The 23760-nt window shown below is 65.5% G+C and carries 18 protein-coding genes and 1 pseudogene; 13 read left to right on the top strand and 6 right to left on the bottom strand.

Annotated features, from left to right (window positions below):
* Positions 1-63: 63 nt before the first annotated feature.
* Positions 64-912, bottom strand: a complete 849-nt coding sequence (locus QP164_RS04475; protein WP_333922294.1) for a PhzF family phenazine biosynthesis protein — start codon at positions 910-912, stop codon at positions 64-66.
* Positions 909-1247 carry a UrcA family protein gene (locus QP164_RS04470; RefSeq protein ID WP_333922293.1) on the bottom strand — a complete coding sequence of 113 codons (339 nt, stop codon included), beginning with the start codon at positions 1245-1247 and terminating at the stop codon, positions 909-911. Before QP164_RS04470 ends, QP164_RS04475 begins: the two co-directional genes overlap by 4 nt.
* A 103-nt stretch (positions 1248-1350) precedes the next feature.
* Between QP164_RS04470 and QP164_RS04465 the strand changes: the two genes are divergently transcribed.
* The 6 genes from QP164_RS04465 (at position 1351) to QP164_RS04440 (ending at position 10301) form a co-directional block, all read left to right on the top strand.
* Entirely contained in the window at positions 1351-2748 is a 1398-nt protein-coding gene (locus tag QP164_RS04465) for an aminotransferase-like domain-containing protein (protein WP_333922292.1), read from the top strand.
* A gap of 19 nt (positions 2749-2767) precedes the next feature.
* Entirely contained in the window at positions 2768-3205 is a 438-nt protein-coding gene (locus QP164_RS04460; protein WP_333922291.1) for a hypothetical protein, read from the top strand.
* A gap of 474 nt (positions 3206-3679) precedes the next feature.
* Positions 3680-6892, top strand: coding sequence for a TonB-dependent receptor (locus QP164_RS04455; RefSeq protein ID WP_333922290.1), 3213 nt, complete (start codon positions 3680-3682; stop codon positions 6890-6892).
* Positions 6893-7020: 128 nt separating this feature from the next.
* Entirely contained in the window at positions 7021-7740 is a 720-nt protein-coding gene (locus QP164_RS04450) for a SapC family protein (RefSeq protein WP_333922289.1), read from the top strand.
* 5 nt (positions 7741-7745) lie between these two features.
* Entirely contained in the window at positions 7746-8777 is a 1032-nt protein-coding gene (locus QP164_RS04445) for a cupin-like domain-containing protein (RefSeq protein ID WP_435368337.1), read from the top strand.
* A gap of 9 nt (positions 8778-8786) precedes the next feature.
* Complete coding sequence (locus QP164_RS04440; RefSeq protein WP_333922288.1) at positions 8787-10301, top strand: tryptophan halogenase family protein; 1515 nt, start codon at positions 8787-8789, stop codon at positions 10299-10301.
* Positions 10302-10649: 348 nt separating this feature from the next.
* On the opposite strand, the pseudogene epsC reads toward QP164_RS04440, so the two are convergent.
* The 4 genes and pseudogenes from epsC to QP164_RS04420 form a co-directional block, all read right to left on the bottom strand.
* Positions 10650-11602: pseudogene (epsC, locus tag QP164_RS04435) on the bottom strand (serine O-acetyltransferase EpsC).
* A 19-nt stretch (positions 11603-11621) separates the two neighbouring features.
* Positions 11622-11993 (bottom strand): PhnD/SsuA/transferrin family substrate-binding protein, encoded by a 372-nt coding sequence (locus tag QP164_RS04430; protein ID WP_333922287.1) that lies wholly within the window; start codon positions 11991-11993, stop codon positions 11622-11624.
* Positions 11990-12445 carry a hypothetical protein gene (locus QP164_RS04425; protein ID WP_333922286.1) on the bottom strand — a complete coding sequence of 152 codons (456 nt, stop codon included), beginning with the start codon at positions 12443-12445 and terminating at the stop codon, positions 11990-11992. Before QP164_RS04425 ends, QP164_RS04430 begins: the two co-directional genes overlap by 4 nt.
* Positions 12442-13335: a fatty acid desaturase gene (locus QP164_RS04420; protein WP_333922285.1), complete on the bottom strand. Its 894-nt coding sequence runs from the start codon at positions 13333-13335 to the stop codon at positions 12442-12444. The genes QP164_RS04425 and QP164_RS04420 overlap by 4 nt, the downstream gene beginning before the upstream one ends.
* Before the next feature lie 347 nt (positions 13336-13682).
* Between QP164_RS04420 and QP164_RS04415 the strand changes: the two genes are divergently transcribed.
* From QP164_RS04415 to cobA, 7 genes are all read left to right on the top strand, one after another.
* The gene (locus QP164_RS04415; RefSeq protein WP_333922284.1) at positions 13683-14261 is read left to right on the top strand and encodes an ANTAR domain-containing response regulator; all 579 of its coding nucleotides are present in this window, start codon (positions 13683-13685) and stop codon (positions 14259-14261) included.
* Positions 14261-15475, top strand: a complete 1215-nt coding sequence (locus tag QP164_RS04410; RefSeq protein WP_333922283.1) for a CmpA/NrtA family ABC transporter substrate-binding protein — start codon at positions 14261-14263, stop codon at positions 15473-15475. Before QP164_RS04415 ends, QP164_RS04410 begins: the two co-directional genes overlap by 1 nt.
* 349 nt (positions 15476-15824) lie before the next feature.
* Positions 15825-17207 (top strand): MFS transporter, encoded by a 1383-nt coding sequence (locus QP164_RS04405; RefSeq protein ID WP_333922282.1) that lies wholly within the window; start codon positions 15825-15827, stop codon positions 17205-17207.
* 40 nt (positions 17208-17247) lie between these two features.
* Positions 17248-19761 (top strand): nitrite reductase large subunit NirB, encoded by a 2514-nt coding sequence (nirB, locus tag QP164_RS04400; RefSeq protein WP_333922281.1) that lies wholly within the window; start codon positions 17248-17250, stop codon positions 19759-19761.
* Positions 19758-20096 carry a nitrite reductase small subunit NirD gene (nirD, locus tag QP164_RS04395; protein ID WP_333922280.1) on the top strand — a complete coding sequence of 113 codons (339 nt, stop codon included), beginning with the start codon at positions 19758-19760 and terminating at the stop codon, positions 20094-20096. Before nirB ends, nirD begins: the two co-directional genes overlap by 4 nt.
* Positions 20015-22834 carry a molybdopterin-dependent oxidoreductase gene (locus tag QP164_RS04390; RefSeq protein WP_333922279.1) on the top strand — a complete coding sequence of 940 codons (2820 nt, stop codon included), beginning with the start codon at positions 20015-20017 and terminating at the stop codon, positions 22832-22834. Before nirD ends, QP164_RS04390 begins: the two co-directional genes overlap by 82 nt.
* A complete protein-coding gene (gene cobA, locus QP164_RS04385) occupies positions 22824-23615 on the top strand; it encodes a uroporphyrinogen-III C-methyltransferase (protein ID WP_333922278.1) in 792 nt (263 codons plus the stop codon). The genes QP164_RS04390 and cobA overlap by 11 nt, the downstream gene beginning before the upstream one ends.
* The last annotated feature ends 145 nt before the right edge of the window (positions 23616-23760 follow it).

Here is a 23760-nt window from a genome sequence, read left to right as displayed (position 1 = left end):
GTCGAGCCGGTCATCGCGCACGCCAGACACGCGCGAACGCGTGCTTCGATGGGTGTTTCAATACTAGCGCTCGCGTCGGACTTGCCCGTCGAACATCGTCGTCGTCCGACCGCCGACCCAGACCTGTCCGTTCCCATCCTGTACGACGTCGATGCGTCCGTCGCGACCGATGCACGAGCCCTGCGCGGCAACATAGCGATCTTGCGCACGGCCGCCGGCGAACAGCCATTGGCCGACCGAGGCGTTGAGGCTGCCGCAGACCGGGTCCTCGATCAGCGCGCCGTGTGCGTCGCTGAAGATCGCGCGGATCTCGAACGCGGCGTCGCTGCCAGCCGGGTGCGGGCCGACGATCCCGATGTCGATGCGCCGGGAATGATGGCGGGCAGGCTCGACCGCCAGCACGTCCGCAGCGGTGGCGAGCATCACCGCGATCCAGCCGGGACCGTTGTCGACCCATTGCGCATCGACGATCGCGGCGCGGTCGATCCGCAGCAGGTCGGCCACTTCCAAGATTTCCACTTCGGTCGGCATGCCGCTGCGGATCAACGGCGGTGCGGCGAACGCGAGCCGGTTGTTGTCGTGGCGGACCTCGACGAGACCGACGCCGCATTCCTGCACGATCACGCCCGCGCGTTTCGGCGTTCCCCCGGCCTCCAGCCAAGCGTGGCACGTCCCGAGCGTCGGATGCCCGGCGAACGGCAGTTCGCGCGCAAGCGTGAAGATGCGGACGCGGTAGTCGGCGAGGGTATCGGTCGGCGGTAACAGGAACGTGGTTTCCGACAAATTGAGCCAGCGCGTGATGCGCTGCATGTCGTCGGTCGAAAGGCCCTCCGCGTCGGCGACGACCGCGAGCGGATTGCCGGTGAACGGCGCGGTGCCGAACACGTCGACCAGCTTGAAGGACTTGGTCATGAGCGAGTCTCCGGTTGGCGGCGGTCTTGCCAGGCTCGAGTCAGGAGCGGTGCGTCGATCCGGCGGACCGTATCGCCGACCGCCTCGCGCCAGCAGGCAGAAGCCTGGACCGCCTTGGTGACTATGCGCAGTCTCCCGCCCGCCCCGCCGCACGCCGCGGTCGCCGCGCGATCGATGCGGCGCAGCGCACGGCGTGCCAAGGCCGGCGTGGGCGATGACAGGTCCGCGCGCGGCACCGTGACGGCATACCGCTCGGGGCCGCTACGCATTTCTCGCGCGATGCTTGGCGCGGACAGCGTGGCTAGCATTAAGGCGGCGAGAGTTTTGGTCGTCATGGGAACCTCCTGTGCAGGCGCACCGATGCCGATTTACGGCTGGCCAGGACAGGGACGGATGCGTACGATCGAGGCGAACTGTATTGGTCAAGAGAGCGGTACGATGGCGACGAACATGCTCGAGACGCGGACCGGACAGGTCATGCACGTCATCCGCGATCGGATCGAGCGGCGGACGCTGACGCCCGGCTTGCGGCTACCGTCGGTGCGCGCAATGGCCGAGACGATCGGGTTTTCCAAATCCACCGTGGTCGAGGCGTATGACCGGCTCGCCGCCGACGGGACGATCCGGTCGCGACCCGGATCTGGCTTCTACGTCGCCTCGCCGCTCGCCCCGCTGGCGCTTAACCGATTGGGTGGCGCGGTTGAGCGCGAAGTTGATCCGCTGTGGATGCTGCGCCAGTCGCTCGCCGATGGTGGCAAGCGCATCAAGCCTGGCTGTGGCTGGCTGCCGGACGAGTGGCTGGCCGGCGATGCGATCCGCAAGGGGCTGCGGGCCGCGGCGCGTGACACCCGCGATCGCGCGCTGACCGGTTATGCCTCGCCGCAGGGATCGTTGCCGCTGCGCGCGCTGCTCGCCCGGCGGCTCGCCGGACAGGGCGTCGATGCCGCGCCCGATCAGATCCTGCTAACCGACAGCAGTACGCATGCGCTCGACCTCGTCTGCCGCTTCCTGCTCGAACCGGGCGACACCGTGCTGGTCGACGATCCGTGCTATTTCAACTTCCTCGCGTTGCTCCGCGCGCACCGCGTCAAGGTCGTCGGCGTGGCGATGACGCCGACTGGGCCGGACGTGACGGCATTCGCCGCCGCACTCACCGAGCATCGCCCGCGTTTCTATCTGACCAACTCCGCGGTCCATAATCCGACCGGCGCGACGCTGGCCGCCGCGACCGCGCACAAACTGCTGAAGCTTGCCGACGCGCATGATCTCGTCATCGTCGAGGATGATATCTTCGCCGATTTCGAACATGCGATCGCACCCCGGCTGGCCGCGTTCGACGGTCTCGACCGCGTGATCCGGATCGGCAGCTTCTCCAAATCTGTGTCAGCCGCCATCCGCTGCGGGCATATCGCCGCGCGACCGGACTGGGTCGAGGCGCTTGCCGACCTGCGGATCGCGACGTCGATGTCGGGCAATCCGCTGTCGGCCGATCTGCTCCACGGCGTACTGACCGACGGCAGCTATCGCCGGCATGTCGAGACCCTCCGCGCTCGGCTGGCGCGCGCGATGGCGCGGACGGTGAAGCGACTGCGCGCGGTCGGGATCGAACCGTGGATCGAGCCCGACGCCGGCATCTTCCTATGGGCGCGGCTCCCGGATGGCATGGACACGGTCAGGCTCGCCCGCGCGGCGCTGGCGCAAGGCATCGTGCTCGCGCCCGGCAACGTGTTCAGCACCGGCGGTGCGTGGAGCGACTATTTGCGGTTCAACGTGTCGATGTGCGACGACGAGGCGCTGTTCGCGTTTCTGGGTGACGCCTGCCGGTCGGTGGGTTGAGGACAGCCTAGCGCGATCGATGCCGGAACAGGTTGTCCGCGATGTGATCGACGAATACGCGCACCTTGGGCGCGACGTGACGGCACGCCGCTCGCATTGCGGGAACGTTCCTGGGCGGCGCGCTCACGCTGTTCAGACTGCCTCTACGCACGCTGCAGGCTCGGCCGCGGACGTTACGCAACCGATGATCGTCACTGCCTGGAATGGCGCGATCGCGGGCGGCGGACTGGTCGGCGGGTATGGGCTCGATACGCGGGGGCCGGCAGCATGGTTTCTCGTTCCGCCGCGCTATGTGAATCCAGCAAGGTCTTGCGAAAGCGTTTTGCTGATCCGCTCCGACGATCAGGGTGTGACCGGATCGCCAGCCAAGACCATCGCTAGCGATGCCCCATCGGCACGTCTGGGTGCGCGTCATCCGCGCGTGGTGCAGGCCCTACCCGAGATATCGCTATCATAGAGGCTCCTCCCGGCACGCTTACGCACACAGATTTTAGCGTACGCACAAGGATGGCGATGGTCAGGACAGGTGTGATTTTCGTCAATCAAACCTGGATCCAGGCATTCGCAGCCTTTCTTGCGGAAAGACTAACAGTCTGGGCTGACGGTTGTTGATCTATATTACTGATTATCGAATACTATATTCGGGATCTGCTGTGGTGACCCGTTAAATATAGTGCCAATTATGTCACAAAGCGGCAATACTGATAAGAAAAGTAAAACTGCTTCGCGTCGGATTCGGGCGTAATCAGCTGTCGCCGTTCCGCAAACCCCTGTAACGGAACGAGATGCTCCACCCTTCCTAGTCGTTTTGGATCTAAATTACGACGTTCCCGCCGTTGACACGATCTCTCTGAATGGTAGCCCTATCATAAGCGGCAACGACCGTGTGCACTCTGGCCTGATCAGGGCGGCCGGAATTAGGGGAGGGACTATGATCAAATTTCCGCGCGCGTTGGCGCATTCGGTATCTACCATCGCCGTCGTGGCCGGGCTGGCAGCCTCCAACACCGGCAGCGCGCAGACAGGTCCGGCGCAGGCGGGTACAGCGCAGACGGCCCCCGCTCCTACCGGCCAAACGGCTCAAACCCCCAGCGCGCAGACGGCGCCCGGCGCGACGCCCGCGGCCGACACGCTTGGTGAAGGCACGACCGAAGACATCGTCGTTACCGGTATCCGCGCCAGTCTCAACCGCGCGATCGACATCAAGCGCACGTCCGCAGGTGTCGTCGACGCCATCTCTGCCGAGGATATCGGCAAGTTTCCCGACACCAACCTGGCTGAGTCGCTGCAGCGGATCACCGGCGTGTCGATCACCCGCGCCAATGGCGAAGGTTCCCAGGTCGCAGTGCGCGGGTTCAGCGGTGGCTTCAACCTCGTGACATTGAACGGCCGTCAGCTGGCGTCGACGAGCATCGATACGAGCACCGGCAACGCCTTCGCGGTCGGCACCGGCCGTTCCTTCGACTTCCAGAACCTGGCGTCGGAAGGCGTCGCAACGCTGGAAGTCTACAAGACCGGCCGGGCCAACATCCCGTCAGGCGGCATCGGCGCGGCCATCAACGTCGTCACGCGCCGGCCGCTCGACTCCCGCGAGGACGGCTTCTCGGGCTCGATCGGCGCCAAGGCCTTGTATGACAGCTCGGTCGAGAACGCGGAGGCCAATCTCAAAAAGGTCACTCCGGAACTGTCCGGACTGATCAACTGGAAGAACCCGAGCGAAACCTTCGGCGTCAACCTCTTCGGCAGTTACCAGCTGCGTGAATCGACCTCGGTCCAGTCCAATCCGAACTATTGGAACATCGTGCCGCTCGCCGATTTCATGGCGCGCAACGGCGTTTACACCGATGCGGCGACGAAGATCACGAACACGCCGACCACCGCCTATGTACAGATCCCGAACGACAGCCGGTACCAGTTCTCGGAAAACCGTCGTGAGCGGCTCAACGGCCAGGCGAACATCCAGTTCAAGCCGACCGACCGGCTCGAGATCACGATCGATGGTCTCTATGCCCGGAACAAGCTGAGCGACGAGCGGAGCGAACAGACCAACTGGTTCCAGCGGCCCTTCACCGAAGTCACGTTCGACGACAACAAGCAGATGCAGACTGCTGTAATCCTGGCTGAATCGAAACAGGCGGACAAGGGCTACGAGCAGCAGCGGTTTGCAACGAAGACCGAGCTATACTCGTTTGGCGGCAACGTGAAATGGAACTTCACGGACGTCCTGTCGCTTAAGCTCGACGCGAACCATTCGAAATCGACGACCGATCCGGACAATGCGAACGGCACGTCGGCAACGACGATCTCGATCGGCGCCCCGGTCCGCGCAACGCATAAGGTCGACTTCACCAACGGCTTCCCGCAACAGTCCGAAACGCTGAACGACTGCAACGCCACCAACGGCGGCCGCGGTGGTAACTGCAACAACATCCTGGATATCGGGGATGTCGGCACGCAGATCGCACGCGAAATCTTCTCCGAACAGCAGTCGCGGGTCAATCAGTTCAACGGGGAATTGGGCTGGGATCTCGGCAACGAGAGCCGCTTCGTGTTGGGTGGCAATTATGTGGATGCGAAGACCCGCTCGGCCAGTTCTAACACGCAGCAGCTTCTGGGTGACTGGGGCATCACCGACACCGGTCTGGTCAGCCAGCTCGCCGGCGACCTCGTCAGCACCTATTGCCTGACCTGCAAATTCGACAAGTTCGACCCGGCGTCGACCGGATCGGCGCTGGTTGCGTTCCGCGGTAATGCGGTCGACCTGTTGAACGTCTTCTCACCCTATTATGCGAATGTCCCGGGGCGTGGCCGGGTGTTGCAGGGCGCCACGGATGATACCGTCGGCGAGAAGACCTGGGCCGTCTATGGTCAGATGAAATGGGCCGGCGACATCGGCGGCCGTCGCGCGAACGCGCTGATCGGCGTTCGCTACGAGCAGACCCGGGTCGACTCGCTAGCTATCCAGTCGATCCCGACGGCGCTGGAATGGCAATCGGACAACGACTTCGCCATCCTCGGCGGCGCGACCGGTGGCGCTGTCAACGTCAAGGCGAAGTATAATAACCTGCTGCCGTCGCTCGATTTCAACATCGAAGTGCTCGACAATGTGGTCGCGCGTACGTCGTTCAGCCGGACGCTCGCGCGGGCCGACTACGGCAATCTCTTCGCCTCGGTCACCGCAAACGCCCCCAACCGCCCGACCGCGCTGGGAGCAGGAGCAGCACCGGCCTCACGCCAGAACCCAGCGCTGTTGCCGCTGATTTCGGACAATTTCGACGTGTCGGTCGAATGGTACTACAAGCCAACAAGCTTCGTGTCGGTCGGCTTCTTCAAGAAGAACGTGCGAAACTTCGTCGGTAACCAGGTGACGAGTGGCAATCTGTTCGGGCTGCGCGATCCGGGTTCGGGGGCGGCGGGATCACGCTCGGGGACGGCGCTCGACTATCTGCGCACCAACGGGATCGCGCAGACCGACGAAAATCTGTTCGCCTACACCGCGTTGCTGCAGAAGAATGCCGGTAACCAGGCAGCGGCAACCGCGGCCTTCCAGGGCGCGCTCGATCCGGCAACGGGTAAACTCAACGGTGCATTCTACAACCAACTTGCCCTCGACGTTAACCTTGTCGGCGACGTCAACGATCCGCTGGTCAATTTTGCGATCAGCGAGCCGATCAACAATCGCGAGGCGGACATTCACGGCTTCGAAGTCGCCTGGACCAACTTCTTTGGCCAAACCGGCTTTGGGTTCGCCGCCTCGTATACCAAGGTCAACGGCGATGTGAATGTCGACCCCTATGCCGATCCGAACGTCAACATCTTCGCACTGAGCGGCTTGGGCGACAGCGCAAACTTGACCGCCATCTACGACAAGAACGGAATCTCGGCCCGCGTATCGTATAATTGGCGTGATAAATATCTCGCCGCTACCAACCAGGGTACCAACCGCAACCCGCTCTTCACCGCGGCGTTCGGCACCCTGGACGCGAGCCTCAGCTACGACGTGACGCAGAATATCTCGGTGTCGCTCGAAGCGGTCAATCTGACGAGCGAGCCGTTCCGTCAATATGCCCGCACCGAGACGAACCTGGTCTATGTGCAGGAGCTCAAACCGCGCTTTTATCTCGGCGCGCGCTACCGTTTCTGACGAAGGCGGGCGTGGATCTCGGTCCACGTCCGGCACTATGAAGGCCGCCGCGACGTCGTGCGGCGGCCTTTTTCTTTGTTGGCCGCCATCGCGCTGATAGACCTGATCCAACAACAGGACCGGAGCGGATGAATCCCGTACAGATCAATAATATCGACCATGCCAATCTGCGCGTCAGCCCCAGAGCAGGTAGTGCGTTTGGCGATGCCGCCAATCAGGCACTGATATTCCCGGCCGAGTTCGAAGAGGCACAGCGTGAATTCGCGATCATATTCCGTCGCCGCGACGAAGGGTTGCAGGCCTACGCTTTGTTGGGACTGGACCGCGACGAGAATCTGTTTCTTGCCGGCGACTATTGGACGAGCCGCTATGTCCCAGCCAGTCACCAGCGCGGCCCCTTCTCGATCGGAATGGTCCGAGCATCCGGGGACGATGTGGGCGAGCCGATGCTGCACGTCGATCTCGACGATGCGCGGGTCGGCGATAGTGCAGGCCTGCCGCTGTTCCTCGAACATGGTGGCAACACACAGTATCTCGATCATGTCACCGGCGTGCTGCGGCTGCTGTACCAGGGAATCGAAACCGCGCCGGCGGCCTATGCCGCGCTCGACGAGGCGGGTCTTCTCACGCCGGTGACGCTGACCGTCGATGTCAGCGAGGAGCGGCGCTATACCATCCCCGACGTGCTGGTCGTGGACGTCGAGCAACTCGCTGCGCTGACCGGGGAACCGCTTGAGCGGCTGCATCGATCGGGTGTGCTGCGCCTCGCCATCCTCGCTGCGGCATCGCTTGGCAATATCCAGCAGTTGATTGCCCGCAAGCAACAACTGCTGAGCCAGATCGGTTGAGCGCGGTGGCCGGTATCACACGCCGTACGCGGGTGATCGAGGGGGCGGACGCGGCCGGCGTGCCTATCACCGATCTGATCGCCGACGGCCTTCCGGTGATCCTGCGCGGGATCGCGCGTGACCTGCCGCTGGTCGCGATCGGGCTGGACGGCGCACAGCCGGCGATGGCGTGGCTCAAGCAGTTCGACGGCGGGCGTCCGGTCACCGCGTATCTCGGCGATCCGGCGATCGGCGGCCGGTTCGGCTATTCCGACGATTGCACCGCGCTGAACTTCAAGCGGGAGAGCGGTTCGCTGTCCGGCTATCTCGATCAGATCCTCGCCAGCATTGGCGATCCGGATGCGCCCGCCATCTATATCGGTTCGACCGACATCGATCTGTATCTGCCCGGTCTTCGTGCGCAGGCGGCGTTGCCGTTCGGCGATCCGCAACTCGTCGAGAACCCGCCGCTAGTCAGCATCTGGATCGGCAATCAGACGGTCGCCTCGACGCATTACGACATGTCGAACAACCTGGCGTGCTGCCTCGTCGGGCGACGACGCTTCACGCTGTTCCCGCCGGATCAGGTCGCCAACCTCTATCCCGGGCCGCTCGAGCCGACGCCGGCCGGACAGGTGGTCAGCATGGTCGACCTCCGTGCACCCGATCTCGACCGCTACCCGCGCTTTGCCGGAGCGCTGGCGCATGCCGAGGTCGCCGAACTCGAGCCGGGTGACGTGCTGCTCTACCCGGCGTTGTGGTGGCACAATGTCGAGGCGCTCGACGCGTTCAACGTGATGATCAACTATTGGTGGAACGCGGTACCGCGGTTCATGGATACGCCGATGAACACGCTGCTCCACGGGCTGCTGTCGCTGCGCGACCGGCCCGATCACGAGAAGCAGGCATGGCGCGCGATGTTCGACCATTATGTCTTTGGCCCTGTCGATCAGGCCAGAGCGCACCTGCCCGAGCACGCGCACGGCGAGCTTGCACCGCTGGATGCGCTGTCGGCGCGGCGTTTGCGCGCCAAAATTCTCCAGCGCATCAACCGATAGGAGCCGATCATGGTCGAGCAGCGCATCAGGAAAGTGGTCATCGCCGGCGGTGGCACCGCGGGCTGGCTCACCGCCGCCGCCCTGTCACGCCAATTGGGGCAGCTGCTCGACATCACGCTGGTCGAATCCGAGGAGATCGGCACGATCGGCGTCGGCGAAGCGACGATCCCGACGATGCGCTCGTTCCATGCGATCCTGGGGCTGGACGAGCGCGAGTTCATGCGTGCGACGCAGGCCACGTTCAAGCTCGGCATTGCGTTCGAGAACTGGGCACACGAGGGCGATCGGTACATCCATTCGTTCGGCGACCTCGGGAAATCGACCTGGATGGGCGACTTCCACCATTTCTGGCTGGCCGCCAAAGCCGCCGGCGATCCGAGCGAGATCGGCGACTATTGCCTCGAGCTTCAGGCGGCCAAGGCGGAGCGGTTCGCGTTGCCGTCCGAAGGCGAGATCAACTACGCCTATCACCTCGATGCAGGCCTTTACGCCCGGTTCCTGCGCGCCCGCAGCGAGGCGAACGGGCTGAAACGGATAGAGGGACGGATCGCCAGCGTCGATCGCGATAGCGAAACCGGCTTTATCCGCGCGCTCGTCCTCGACTCAGGCGAGCGCGTCGACGGCGACCTGTTTATCGACTGCACCGGCTTTCGCGGGCTGCTGATCGAAGGCACCTACGCCGCCGGTTACGAGGATTGGTCGCAATGGCTGCCGACCAACAGCGCCTTGGCCGTGCAGACCGCTTCGACGGGTCCGGCGCATCCTTACACACGCGCGATCGCGCATGACGCGGGCTGGCGCTGGCGCATTCCGTTGCAGCACCGCGTCGGCAACGGGCTGGTCTATGCCAGCGAGCATCTGTCCGACGACGAGGCGCACGCCCGTCTGCTCGGCGCGATCGGCAGCGCGCCGCTGACCGAGCCGCGACTGATCCGCTTCCGAACCGGTCGAAGGCGACAGGTCTGGAAGGGCAATTGCGTCGCGCTCAGCCTTGCCAGCGGGTTCGTCGAGCCGCTTGAATCGACCAGCATCCACCTGATCATGACCGGCGTCCTGCGGCTGATGAAGAGCTTTCCGTTCGGCGGTATCGCCCCCGCGGTGGTGACGCGGTTCAACGATCAGGCGCAGGCCGAGCTGGAGCACGTACGCGACTTCATCATCCTCCATTATCACCTCAACAATCGTCCAGAGCCGTTCTGGGCGGCGCGCAGAGACATGCCAATCCCCGACACACTGATCGAACGGATCGCGCTGTTCGCCGAAGGCGCGCAGGCGTATCAGGGCGGTGAGGACCTGTTCCGCGTCGCCAGCTGGGTGCAGGTCATGCTCGGCCAGCATCTCGTTCCGCACGACCATCATCGCCTGGGCAGCATCATGGGCGGCCCACAGCTCGCCAGCGTATTGACCAAGATCCGCAGCGACATCGCCGGCACGGTCGCGGGCATGCCGACGCACCAGCAGTTCCTGGATCGCTACCTTGCGCCACCGGCCGCGGCCGGGTCCGGGATCCGATCGATGAACTGAACCGCTCGGAACGATCAGATAGCAACCGAGACGCCCGGCGCCGCTAGCTGGTAGTGGTGTTGCGGTCGAGCGCCCTACCCTTCTCCCTAGCAGTTATCCTTGCGATCTGCAGCGTAAGACGGGGCGCAACACATGCGCGCTCGATCGCCGCCCGCGCGACCAGAACAGCGCCAGATACCGCCCCCTTTGTCATACGCTTGTGAAGGAGGACGCTAAGCCCAGATCGACAGCATGATGGGGGTGAGCGCTAGACGCAAAGGCGCGCAATCGGGGCGTACGATACCGTGTCGGATAAGACAGCATCTAAGCACACGGCGAGCCCTCACCTCTAGCGGGCTTGGATACGCACTATCGTGAGCGACCTCTCAGCGCTTCGTGCAGATGCCCCGCGGCATCGCCTGCCAGGATCGTCGCCGTTGGCTGGGCGACGACGCTGCCCGCGGGCACGTCCTCCAACAACCAGACATTGCCGCCGATCGTCGCGCCCCGACCGATCGTCACCCGGCCGAGGATCGTCGCACCCGCATAGATCACCACGTCGTCCTCGACGATCGGATGCCGCGCCAGCCGCTCGCGCGCCGAGACATCGGTCACGCCGAGGGGCTGCGGGCCCCCAGCGTGACGTGCTGGTAGATCTGCACGCGGTCGCCGACGATCGCGGTTTCGCCGATGACGACACCGGTGCCGTGGTCGATAAAGAAGCTGCGCCCGATCGTCGCGCCGGGATGAATGTCGATACCGGTGCGGTTGTTGGCGAGTTCGGAGATGATCCGGGCCACGATCGGCGCTCCCAGACCGTAGAGCGCGTGGGCGATCCGGTGATACAGGATCGCGACGATTCCAGGGTAGCAGATCAGGATCTCGTCCGCGCTGCGGGCCGCCGGATCGCCGAGAAACGCCGCGCGGACATCGTCGTCGACCAGTTCGCGGATCGGCCCCAGTTCGGCAGCGAAAAGCCCGACGATCATCGCGGCCTGACTGACGTCGAACGCGAGAAGCGCCTCGCCTTGCCAATAGTCGAACTCGTTCTCGATCTGTCGCTGCAGTCCCGACAACGCGCGTCGCAAATGCGTCTCCACGAACGCATCCTCCATGCTTTCCGGCCCCGCAAACGCGCCAAGCCGCCCAGGGAAAAGCGCTGCAACCAGGTCATCGATCATGCGCACGGTCTCGTCCCGCGACGGAAACCGCGCGACATTGTGCCCACCAATGGCGTCCAGTCGCCACGACGTCCTGGCCGCGCGCAATTCGTCGAGGGTGGGTGCGAGATCGAGTGATGCATCCGGTGCAGTCAACGACATGATCAAATCCTTGTTGGGCTCAGCGCACGTCCGGGTATCCGGCGCGTGCGGCATTTGACTGGAGCCTCATTATTGGTACCGAAATGGCTTCGTCGGCTGGCGCGGTGCCCGCCAGGAACAGACATGCCCGTACGGCGGCCAGTTCCGGATCGAGCATGACGTGCCTAAGGGCGAATTCGAGCGCGGCGACCGTGGCGGCGCTGGTCGAGGCGGCGGTCACGAACGGCAACGTGGGCGACACCGGACTGCTCATGAGGATCCGCAGCCGCGCAGTCAGTTCGGGCTCGAACCGGGCGATTGCCGCGTAGGTGACACAGTCGATCGCGGCGATGTCCGCATCCGCCGCACCGACCGCGACGATGCTGCCACGATGCGATCCCGTCGCGATCACGGTTTGGAAAAGCCGCCGGTTGCCGATGAACGCCCCGCGATCGGCGCCAGCGTCGCCCGAAACAGATTCATGCCGGTATTGGAGTGTGCATCGTTGATCGCCGCGCGGGTGCCGCGAAACGCCTCGATCGACACCCGGTCCTCATTTGCGCGCGCGACAAGGACGCTGGTGTGCGTCGCGCCGACGCAGCCCGGCGCATCGTAGACCGGAAGTGCGACCATCCGGAGTGCCAGCGTCGTATCTACGGCCAGCGGATAGCCACAGGCCTGCGCCAATAAGAGCCGAGGATCGCGCCAGGTCGCCTGGACGTCTTGCGTCCGATCGAGGTGGGGCGGCACGTCCTCCACGCCCCGCTCGCGTAGCAGGCGCGCGATCGCGGTCCAGAGCTGATCGTTGGCGTTCCTTTGTGCTGGATGATCGTACATGCCCAGCGAAGCAATCCGATGGGTCACGATAACGGTATCCGGTGCGATGGATGGATCATGTCGTCATGCGAATGGAACGCGAACCGTCGCACGATCTCGCCATATCCCCGGTAGATCGGGGCGCCGTGTGCGGCAAACCGTGCTCGGTGGATTTGATGATAGGCCGGCAAGTCATGCCAGGCGAGCGCCGGGCGCTCATGATGCGCCGCATGCAGATTATTGTTGAGAAATAGCAGCGCCAACAGGCCGCCCTCCTCCACGCTCGCCGCTCGACCGGGACTTGCGAGATCTGCTCGATGTTCGGCGTAAGACCGCAGCATCGTCAATGCCATGCCGGGATAGACGAAGGTCAAGACATACCGGATGACGCTCAGCCCGACATGATCCAGCCACCAGAGCACCGCCATGACCGCCGCGAGATGCGGTAGCCAGTCGCGAACCACCAGCGCCGGTTGGTGGATCGCACGGCGCCCTTCCCCGGCAAGAAAACGCAGAATTAGGATCGGCGGGCCGAAGACCATCTGCCCGAGCAGCGTCGATTGCAGCCTGCCACATACTGCTCCCATACCATCGGTCGCGCTACGATACCGGGACTCGGGATCATGCTGGGGATCGGTGATGACCTCCGCCGCGTGATGGGCGCGGTGGCTGCGACGGTAGAGCCGGTAGGGTAGCCAGAGCGACAGGGGCACAGACCCGATCGCGTCGTTGATCGAGCGATTGCGCGTCGGGTGTCCATGAATCGTCTCGTGCTGCAACGATCCATGCCAGGCAAGCAACCAGCCACCGACAAGGACGAGCAAGGGCCACAGAAGGACGGCATGAAACGCCGTCACGACAAACCAACTGCTGTATATCGCGGCTGCGACGAGCACCGTCCGCCACTGTACCGCTTCGCTGAGATCATCTCGCTGCATCGCCACCTCCAGTTGGAAATCGAATATCTATCGGAATGGTAGGATTTGACAGTCGATTGCGCTTTAGAATGAGAAAATTCTGCTTGTGTGCTCGGCGAGGCCGGTCGGACGATCACGGCTTTTGCAACAGGCATGGCCCGTACGCGTAACCGGATAGGGCCCCGGCCGCCGCGATGGTCGCCGCGAGCGGGAGCGGTTCATTTCGCTGGATGGGATTGATCTCAGCGTGCTTGGCGACGGGAGGGTCGATGGTCGTCATCGGATAGGTGGTGAAATGCCGCTTGGCGTTGGCTGAACTGGACCGATGCGCCCTCGCCATCGGAAACGGTACTGCATAAGACGATGGCATGCGGATCGCGATCATCGACACGAGCACCACGCGAGCGGCAATCATCTCTGATGGCCTACGCGAAGCGGGGCTCGACGATATCGTCGTGATCGACGGGACGTTGGGGATGGTCGCGGCGCTCGAGAAGGCCGCGCCCGAGGTGGTGCTGATCAACCTCGAAAATCCCAGTCGCGACGTGCTCGAGGAGTTTTTCGCGGTGTCGCGCGCGCTGGCGCGGCCGATCGCGATGTTTGTCGACCAGAGCGACGCGGAGTCTACCGCCGCGGCGGTCGACGCAGGGGTGTCGGCGTATATCGTCGACGGGTTGGCCAAGCAGCGGATCAAGCCGGTCATCGACCTTGCGATCCGGCGGTTTCAAGCGTTTGCGCGGTTACAGGCGGAGTTGCACGAAGCGCGCAGTGCGCTGGCCGATCGGACGACGGTCGACCGCGCCAAGGCGATCCTGATGAAGCGCCGCGGGATCGACGAGCCGACCGCGTACGGCCTGCTCCGCGCGCAGGCGATGCGATCCAACCGACGGATCGCCGAGATCGCCGACGCGATCATCACCAGCGACTCGCTCATGGGAGATTTGTGATGGCGCTCGACCGGGTCCGCATCGGCTTCCTGCCGCTGGTCGATGCGGCGCTGCCGATCCTCGCGCGCGAACGTGGGTTCGCGGAGGCCGAGGGGCTGGAGATCGAGCTGGTCCGCGACATGACTTGGGCGACGGTGCGCGATCGGCTGTTGTACGGGCATACCGACGCCGCGCACATGGTCGCGCCGCTGGCGATCGCGACGGCATTGGGGCGTGGGCGGCCGGCGGTGCCGATGGCGGTGCCGTTCGTGCTGGGGCTGAACGGCAATGCGATCACGTTGTCGTTGCCGCTCGCCGCGCAGGTGATGGACGGGGATGCGCTTGGCGATCCGGTAGTGCTCGGTGCGCAGCTCAAGGCGGTGGCAACCGAGCGCGAAGCAGCGGGGAGACGGTTGCGGTTCGGCGTAGTCCATCGCTATTCGAGCCATAACTACATGCTGCGCTACTGGCTCGCTGCGGTCGGCATCCGGCCGGATACCGATGTCGAGATCGTAACGACCAGCCCGACCTTCGCGGCGGATGCGCTGGCGGCCGGCGAAGTCGACGGCATCTGTGTCGGCGAACCTTGGAACGGCGTCGCGGTCGATCGCGGCGTCGGGCGGATTGCCTTGGTCACCGCACAGGTCTGGCGGCGCGGGGTCGAGAAGGTGCTGACGATGCGCGAGGCTACGCTGGTCGAGCGCGGCGACGTCGTCCACCGGCTAATCCGCGCGCTGCATGCTGCGGCTGCGCAGTTTGTAGATCCGGATACTCTTGAGGCCAATGCGGCGATTCTTGCTCGTCCTGAGTATCTCGATGCGCCGGTCGATGCGGTGTCGCGGGCGATAGGCGACCGGGTGCGGCTAGTGAAGGATGCCGTGCCGATCCACGTTCCAGACTTCATGTTCCAGTACCGCGAGGCGGCGAACTTCCCGTGGCGGAGTCAGGCGGCGTGGCTGTATTCGCAGATGGTGCGGTGGGACGGCACGCCGTTCTCGGCCGAGGAGGCGGATGTCGCGCAAGGCGTGTTCCGCCCGGACGTGTACCGCGCGGCTCTGGCTGGGTCGGGCGCGCCGTTGCCCAATGCGAGTTCGAAGCTGGAGGGGGCGATCGGCGCGGACAGCATCGGTGCGGGGTCGACGCAGGGGCGGTTGATCCTTGGGCGCGATGCGTTCTTCGATCGGCGCGCGTTCGATCCGGATGATATCGAGGGATATCTGGCGGGGCTGCCCTGACGGCAAGCGGCCCTGCACCTCCTTGTTCTCCCGCGAAGGCGGGAGCCCAGTCTGGGTCCCCGCCTGCGCGGGGAAACACGGTAGGGAAGGCGACGATAATTCGGACGCCAAACCCAAATCTGCTGCACCCGCGAAATGCCGCTTGCTCGATGGGGCCGCTTCGGTCATCTTCACATAGTCCGGCATTGGAGTCGGACACGAAATCATCGCGAGACCGGTTCCAACGACGGGACCTGACCGCGTAGGGCGATCGACCGATCGTCCATAGGCAACGAAGCCGCTCCGATGCGTCCGCAAGGTCGCCGTCGGGGCGGCTTTTCTCTTGTCCATCGCAGATGGAGGACCGACCATGTTGTTCGCATCACCGGGTATCGACACCACCGCACCGAAGGCCACGCGGATCGACCTGTTCAGCGCCGCCACGCCGCAAATGCGCGCGTTCCACGTCACGTGGCTCGCGTTCTTCGTCTGCTTCTTCGCGTGGTTCGCCGCCGCGCCGTTGATGCCGCTGATCAAGACCGAGTTCGGGCTGAACAAGGACCAGATCGCCAACATCAACATCGCCGCGGTCGCGGTGACGATCCTGGTGCGGCTGGTGGTCGGTCCGCTCTGCGACCGGTTCGGTCCGCGCCGTACCTATACATGGCTGCTGCTGCTCGGTGCGGTCCCGGTGTTCGGGCTGGCGTTCGCGCAGACGTACGAGACGTTCCTGTTCTTCCGCCTCGCGATCGGCGCGATCGGCGCGTCGTTCGTCATCACGCAATATCATACGAGCGTGATGTTCGCGCCCAACGTCGTCGGCACCGCCAACGCGACCGTCGGCGGCTGGGGCAACGCGGGCGGCGGCGCGGCGCAGAGCCTGATGCCGCTGGTCGTCGCGGCGCTCGTCGGTCTAGGCGTCGAGCACGCCTTCGGCTGGCGCGCGGCGATGTTCGTACCGGGGGTGGCTATGGTCGCGATGGCGTTCGTCTATGCGCGCTACACACGGGACACGCCGCAGGGCGACATCGTCGATCTCCGCGCGGCGGGGATCGAGCTCGATGGCGGCAAGGCGACGGGCATGGCGATCTTCCGCCGCGCCGCCGCCAATTACCGGACCTGGATGCTCGCCGCGACGTACGGCGCGTGTTTCGGGGTGGAGATCTTCATCCACAACATAGCGGCCAGTTATTACGTCGATCGGTTCGGGCTTTCGCTGACCAATGCGGGGCTGGCAGCAGGGATCTTCGGCGGGCTTGCGCTGTTCGCCCGTGCGCTCGGCGGGATCGCGAGCGACCGGATCGCGCTCAGCAAAGGCCTCGATGGCCGCGCGCTGCTGTTGTTCGCGCTGATGCTCGGCGAAGGCGTCGGGCTGGTGCTGTTCGGTCATGCCGGTAGCGTCACACTCGCGATCCTGGCGATGACGATGTTCGGGCTGTTCACGCACATGGCGTGCGGCGCGACCTATGCGCTGGTGCCGTTCATCGACCGCAAGGCGCTGGGCGGTGTCGCCGGGCTGATCGGCGCGGGCGGCAACATCGGCGCGGTCGCGGCGGGGTTCCTCAACAAGGCGTCGGCCACCCCGCAGCAATGCCTCATCGTGCTCGGCTACGTCGTTGCGGGCACCGCGGTCTGCGCGCTCGCCGTCCGCTTCTCCGCCACGCACAAATCGAACGAGCGCGCGCTGCTCAACGCCGCGCTCGACGCACGCCGCACCAGCGACCGCTCGGTCAACGGCGCGCTCCCCGCGTGACGCCTTCCCATTCCCGGCTCCAACCCGACTGGACGAACTGATGGAACACCAGACCCCCTCCCCCGACACCCCCTTTTCCAAGGTGCGCGAGCATCTCGTCGTGATCGGCAACGGCATGGCCGGCTGTCGCGCGGTCGAGGAACTGATCGCGCGCGATCCGACCCGGTACCGCGTGACGATCTTCGGTGCCGAGCCGCACGTGAACTACAACCGCATCATGCTGTCGCCGGTGCTGGCGGGCGAGAAGACTTTCGAGCAGATCGTCATCAACGACCACGCCTGGTACGCGACAAACACCATAGAGCTGGTGACGAGCGACCCGGTGCAGGCGATCGACCGCGTCGCAAAGACCGTCACCGCACGGTCGGGGCTGACGGTATCGTATGACCGGCTTCTGATCGCGACCGGCTCCGATCCGTTCATCATCCCCGTCCCCGGCAAGGATCTGCCCGGCGTCATCTCGTTCCGCGACATGGCGGACGTCGACCACATGCTGGAGGCTGCGGACAAGGGCGGCGCCGCGGTCGTCATTGGCGGCGGGCTGCTCGGGCTGGAGGCAGCACACGGGCTCACGTTGCGCGGGATGAAGGTCACGGTGATCCACCTGATGCCGACGCTGATGGAGCGGCAGCTCGACGAAGCGGCGGGCTGGTTGCTCAAGTCGGCGCTGGAATCGCGCGGCCAGGTCATCCTCACCGAGGCGAACACCGCCGAGATCGTCGGCGATACCCATGTCGAGGGCGTGCTGCTGAAAGACGGCACGCTGATCCCGGCCAGCCTCGTCGTCATGGCGGTTGGCATCCGTCCCTCCGTCGCCCTCGCGCGTGACGCGGGTCTTGAGATCGGTCGCGGGATCAAGGTCGACGACCACATGGTCACCAGCGACCCGTCGATCCTGGCGGTCGGCGAATGCGTCGAGCATGACGGCAACGTCTACGGCCTCGTCGCGCCGCTGTGGGACATGTGCCGCGCATTGGCCGACGGGCTGACCGACAGTCACAGCGGCTATCGCGGATCGGTGACCTCGACCAAGTTGAAGGTCGCCGGGCTCGACGTATTCTCGGCGGGCGATTTCTCGGGCGGTGCAGGCGCGGAGGACATCGTCCTGCGCGATGCGTCGCGCGGCATCTACAAGCGCGTCGTGGTCAAGGACGACCGGATCGTCGGCGCGGTGCTGTACGGCGACACGACCGACGGCGGCTGGTATTTCGACCTGCTCAAGCGGGCGGAAGACATCGCGCCGATCCGCGACATGCTGATCTTCGGCCAGTCCTTCGCCTCGGGAGGAGCCACTGCGGACCCTAAGGCGGCCGTTGCGGCGCTCTCCGACGATGCGGAGATCTGCGGCTGCAACGGCGTCACCAAGGGCAAGGTCGTGGCGTGCATCGGCGCCGGCAACGCGACGCTCGACGCGGTCCGCGCGACCTGCAAGGCGTCGGCGTCGTGCGGATCGTGCACCAGACTGGTCGAGACGCTGCTCGCGGTCACGCTGGGCGACGAGTATTCGGGCGAACGTTCGGTGAAGACGATGTGCAAATGCACCAGCTTCGGCCACGACGACGTCCGCCGCGAGATCGTCGCGCAGGGCATGCGCTCGATCCCCGAAGTGATGCAGAAGATGAGCTGGTCGACGCCGGACGGGTGTTCGTCGTGCCGGCCTGCGCTCAATTACTACCTGCTCTGCGCGTTGCCGGGCGACTATAAGGACGACCAGCAGAGCCGCTACGTCAACGAGCGCGTGCATGCCAACATCCAGAAAGACGGCACCTATTCTGTCGTGCCGCGGATGTGGGGCGGGCTCACCAACCCGCGCGAGCTGCGCGCGATCGCCGATGTCGTCGAGAAATACCATGCGCCGATGGTCAAGGTGACGGGCGGCCAGCGGCTCGACATCTTCGGGATCAAGAAGGAGGACCTGCCCGCGGTCTGGGCCGATCTCAACGCCGCCGGGATGGTCAGCGGGCATGCGTACGGCAAGAGCTTGCGTACCGTGAAGACCTGCGTCGGGTCGGACTGGTGCCGGTTCGGAACGCAGGATTCGACCGGGCTCGGCGTCAAGGTCGAGCGGATGACCTGGGGCAGCTGGATGCCGCACAAGTTCAAGATCGCGGTCAGCGGCTGTCCGCGCAACTGCGCCGAGGCGACGATCAAGGATTTCGGCGTGGTCTGCGTCGACAGCGGCTACGAGCTGTCGGTCGGCGGCAATGGCGGGATCAAGGTCCGCGCGACCGACTTCCTGTGCAAGGTCGCGACCGAGGAGGAGGCGATGCATTACTGCGCCGCGTTCATCCAATTGTACCGCGAGGAGGCACGCTATCTGGAGCGCACCGCGCCGTGGATCGAGCGGATCGGCGTCGAGTATATCCGCGAACGGATCGCCGACGATCCGGAGGGCCGCGATGCGCTGGCGGCACGGTTCCTGTTCTCGCAGCAGTTCACGCAGGACGATCCGTGGGCGGCACGCGCGGCGGGCGAGCATCGCGAGCAGCATGCGCCAATGGCGCGCTTCACACCTCTGGACACGCCCGTCTTTCTCGGGAGGGAAATGGCATGATCGGCGAATGGCTCGATATCGGCTGGGTCGACGAGATCCCGGTCCGCGGCAGCCGCACGGTCCAGGTCACCGGCGGCGACGACATCGCGGTCTTCCGCACCGGCGACGGCAAGGTGTTCGCGCTGGCCGACCGCTGTCCGCACAAGGGTGGGCGACTGTCGCAGGGGATCGTGCACGGCAACGCGGTGGCGTGCCCGCTGCACAACTGGCGGATCGCGCTGGATACGGGAGAGGCGCTCGGCGAGGACAAGGGATGTACGCCGGTGATCCCGGTGAAAGTATCGGGTGGACGGGTGCTGCTCTGCCGCACCGCGACGATGAAAGCCGCCGCGTGATCCTCCCCGGCACGGGGAGGGGACCGCCGCAGGCGGTGGAGGGGGCCTCCACGAAGCGAGACGCCTGCGGAAGGGACTCCGCGAAGGGGGACGCCTGCGGGAGCCCCCTCCACCATCCTTCGGATGGTCCCCCTCCCCGTGCCGGGGAGGATATCCGCACGACCTGCGCGTATTGCGGCGTCGGTTGCGGCATCCTCGCGACTCCTACCGGCGAGCGGTCCGTTACGATCAAGGGCGACCCCGACCACCCCGCCAATACCGGCAAGCTTTGTTCGAAGGGCACCCACCTCGGCGAGACGATCGGGCTCGAGGGTCGCCTCCTCACCCCGATGATCGGCCAGCGCCGCGCATCCTGGGACAAGACGCTCGACCTCGTCGCCAAGCGCTTCCGCGACACGATCGCACAGCACGGCCCCAACAGCGTCGCCTTCTACGTCTCCGGGCAACTGCTCACCGAGGACTATTACGTCGCAAACAAGCTGATGAAGGGCTTCATCGGCTCGGCGAACATCGACACCAATTCGCGGCTGTGCATGGCCAGCGCGGTCGCGGGCCACATGCGCGCGTTCGGCGAGGATATCGTCCCCGCGAGCTACGACGATCTCGACGCCGCCGACCTGATCGTGCTGGTCGGATCGAACACCGCGTGGTGCCATCCGATCATCTATCAACGCATCCGCGCGCGCTGCGATGCCGGCGCGAAGCTGGTGGTGATCGACCCGCGCCGGACCGAGACCGCGGACGAGGCCGATCTGCATCTCGCGATCCGACCCGGCACCGACGTCGCGCTGATGAACGGCTTGCTCGCGTGGTGCCGTGACGCGGGCGTGGTCGACTACGACTATCTCGCCGCGCACGTCGCGACGCCCGATGCGTTCTGGGACCAGGTCGACGAGGGCAGCGACCTGTGGTCGGTGGCGCGCATCTGCGACGTTCCGCCGCAGGACCTCCGGCGCTTCTATGAACTGTTCGCCGCGACGCCGAAGACCGTGACGATGTTCAGCCAGGGCGTGAACCAGTCGCTGTCGGGCACCGATCAGGTCAACGCGATCACCAACCTCCACCTCGCGACCGGCCGCATCGGCAAGCCCGGTGCGGCGCCCTTCTCGATCACCGGCCAGCCCAATGCGATGGGCGGGCGCGAGGTCGGCGGACTCGCGTCGTCACTCGCCGCGCACATGGATTTTGCGCCCGAGAACGTCGCGCGGGTCGGCCGGTTCTGGGCCGCGTCCAACATTGCGACCAAGCCGGGGCTGAAGGCGGTCGACCTGTTCCGCGAACTCGGCAACGGCCGGATCAAGGCGCTGTGGGTGATGGCGACAAACCCCGCGGTATCGATGCCCGATGCGGGCCGCGTACGCGAGGCGCTTGCCGGTTGCCCGTTCGTCGTCGTGTCAGATGTGGTCGAAACCACCGATACCTCGGTCCACGCGCATGTCCGCCTGCCCGCCGCCGCCTGGGGCGAGAAGGACGGCACCGTCACCAATTCCGACCGCACGATCAGCCGCCAACGCGCGTTCATGACCGCACCGGGTGAAGCGAAACCCGATTGGTGGATCGTCTCCGAAGTCGGCCGGCGGATGGGGTGGAAGACCGCGTTCTCCTACGACCGTCCGGCCGAGATCTGGCGCGAACATTGCCGGTTGTCGGCTTATGAGAACGACGGCACGCGGCTGTTCTTGCTCCCCGGTCACGCGGCAAAGGGCAATGCCGACTATGACGCGATGGCCCCGTTCCGCTGGGGTGGCATACCGTTCGCGGACGGCCGTTTCTCGACGCCGGACGGACGTGCACGCCTCGTGCCGGTCGCGCAGAAACCGCTTGCCGCGCCACTCGCGAAATGGCCGATGTCGCTTAACACCGGGCGTTATCGCGACCAGTGGCACACCATGACCCGCACCGGTCTGTCACCCAAGCTCGCGCGCCACCGCGAGGAGCCGCTGGTCGAGATCCATCCTGACGATGCGGCGCGTCTCGGGATCGTCGATGGCGCGCTGGCGCGCGTGACGACACCGCAGGACGACACGCTGTTCCGCGCTAGCGTCATCGCGACGCAGCGGGTCGGCGAGCTGTTCGTGCCGATCCACTGGACCGACCGCACCGCGACCGGTGGCCGCGCCGGACTGCTCCCGCGCCCGCTTGTCGATCCGATCTCCGGTCAGCCGGGCTTCAAGTCGACGCCCGTGCGGATCGAGCCGGTTACAACCGAATGGCGCGGCTTCGTCGTCGTGCGCGGCGAACTCGCGACGCGCCCCGATTGCCTGTGGGCGACGCGCGTCGCAGTGCCGTGCGGAACGGCTTGGGACATGACAGGCAACGGCGACCCGGCTGCCCTCGACGCGCTGCTGCCCAAGGGCCAGCGGATCGAAGCGATCGATGCCGCGCGAGGCTCACGCCGGATCGCGATCCTCGACAACGGCAAACTGACCGCGGTGCTGTTCGTCACGCGCGACGGCAGGCTCCCACCACGCGACTGGCTCGTCGCGCAACTGAGTAAAGCGGTCGCGGCGCCCACCTTGCTCGCTGGCCGGGCGCCGGGTGTGCAGGTCGATCGTGGCCCGATCATCTGCGCGTGCTTCGACGTCGGGCTGAAGACCATCCTCGCCGCGATCGCCGACCAGCATCTCGCCGACGTCCTCGCCATCGGCACGGCACTGAAAGCCGGCACCAATTGCGGATCGTGCCGCCCCGCCCTCGCCAAACTCCTCGTCACGCAAGGATCAGCCCATGTCGCATGATTTCCCGCCCGGTTCGGTCTGGCTGGTCGGTGCCGGCCCGGGCGATCCCGACCTCCTCACGCGCAAGGCCGCGCGGCTGCTCGCGGCGGCCGACATCGTCTTCTACGACGCGTTGGTCGGCCCGGGCGTGCTCACGCTCATTCCTGACGGGACCGCGATAGTCAGCGTCGGCAAGCGATCGGGGCGGCATTCGAAGGACCAGCTCTCGATCAACGTCCTGCTCGCCAGCGCAGCGCTCGCCGGCAAGCGAGTCGTCAGGCTCAAGGGCGGCGACCCGTCGATCTTCGGCCGCTCGACCGAGGAGGTCGATCACCTCGCCGCCAGCGGCATCCCCGTTCGTATCTGCCCCGGCATCACCGCCGCCAGCGCCGCCGCAGCCTCGGGCGGCGCGTCGCTGACGCTGCGCGGCCTTGCGCGGAAGCTCACCTTCGTCACTGCGCACGCCCGCGCGGGCGAAGCGCTCGATCTCGACTGGACCGCACTCGCCGCGCCCGACGCGACACTCGCCGTTTATATGGGCCGCGCCGCCGCCGGGGAAGTGTCACGCGAACTGATCGCCGCCGGCCGCGCGCCCGACACACCGGTGATGGTCGCGGTCAACGTCTCGCTGCCGACCGAACGTATCCTGCGCGGGCGACTGTCGGCGCTGGCGTTCCTGGTGGAGACGATCAGCGACAACGATCCCTCGCTGCTGCTGATCGGCGATGCATTGGCAGTATCGTCGATCGCGGCCGTAAACACGATGGCGCAAACGCGGGGCTTCGAGGTCGGTGTGGCATAAGGCCGACAACGTCAGCTCGTCGGCCGGCGGACATCCGCTCGCCCCGATCTCGAGTGAACCGCTGCGAGTTTGCCGGAGGCTATAAGTTTCGCGCCACGCTGGCATATCGACGTTGTTGGCGGCGGTATGATGGTGTTCCTAGGGT

Source organism: Sphingomonas sp. LR59 (genome assembly GCF_036855945.1).
Classification (GTDB): domain Bacteria; phylum Pseudomonadota; class Alphaproteobacteria; order Sphingomonadales; family Sphingomonadaceae; genus Sphingomonas.
Note: the sequence above shows the minus strand (reverse complement) of the source record. Positions and strands in the feature narration are given on the sequence as shown.

What these genes read in the sequence shown, in the direction of transcription:
- nirB (WP_333922281.1), top strand. Translation starts at nt 17,248, where the DNA reads ATGGAACACCAGACCCCCTCCCCCGACACCCCCTTTTCCAAGGTGCGC.
- QP164_RS04470 (WP_333922293.1), bottom strand. Translation starts at nt 1,247, where the DNA reads ATGACGACCAAAACTCTCGCCGCCTTAATGCTAGCCACGCTGTCCGCG.
- QP164_RS04440 (WP_333922288.1), top strand. Translation starts at nt 8,787, where the DNA reads ATGGTCGAGCAGCGCATCAGGAAAGTGGTCATCGCCGGCGGTGGCACC.
- QP164_RS04450 (WP_333922289.1), top strand. Translation starts at nt 7,021, where the DNA reads ATGAATCCCGTACAGATCAATAATATCGACCATGCCAATCTGCGCGTC.
- nirD (WP_333922280.1), top strand. Translation starts at nt 19,758, where the DNA reads ATGATCGGCGAATGGCTCGATATCGGCTGGGTCGACGAGATCCCGGTC.
- QP164_RS04460 (WP_333922291.1), top strand. Translation starts at nt 2,768, where the DNA reads ATGCCGGAACAGGTTGTCCGCGATGTGATCGACGAATACGCGCACCTT.
- QP164_RS04420 (WP_333922285.1), bottom strand. Translation starts at nt 13,335, where the DNA reads ATGCAGCGAGATGATCTCAGCGAAGCGGTACAGTGGCGGACGGTGCTC.
- QP164_RS04465 (WP_333922292.1), top strand. Translation starts at nt 1,351, where the DNA reads ATGGCGACGAACATGCTCGAGACGCGGACCGGACAGGTCATGCACGTC.
- QP164_RS04405 (WP_333922282.1), top strand. Translation starts at nt 15,825, where the DNA reads ATGTTGTTCGCATCACCGGGTATCGACACCACCGCACCGAAGGCCACG.
- QP164_RS04410 (WP_333922283.1), top strand. Translation starts at nt 14,261, where the DNA reads ATGGCGCTCGACCGGGTCCGCATCGGCTTCCTGCCGCTGGTCGATGCG.
- QP164_RS04455 (WP_333922290.1), top strand. Translation starts at nt 3,680, where the DNA reads ATGATCAAATTTCCGCGCGCGTTGGCGCATTCGGTATCTACCATCGCC.
- QP164_RS04475 (WP_333922294.1), bottom strand. Translation starts at nt 912, where the DNA reads ATGACCAAGTCCTTCAAGCTGGTCGACGTGTTCGGCACCGCGCCGTTC.
- QP164_RS04415 (WP_333922284.1), top strand. Translation starts at nt 13,683, where the DNA reads ATGCGGATCGCGATCATCGACACGAGCACCACGCGAGCGGCAATCATC.
- cobA (WP_333922278.1), top strand. Translation starts at nt 22,824, where the DNA reads ATGTCGCATGATTTCCCGCCCGGTTCGGTCTGGCTGGTCGGTGCCGGC.
- QP164_RS04390 (WP_333922279.1), top strand. Translation starts at nt 20,015, where the DNA reads ATGTACGCCGGTGATCCCGGTGAAAGTATCGGGTGGACGGGTGCTGCT.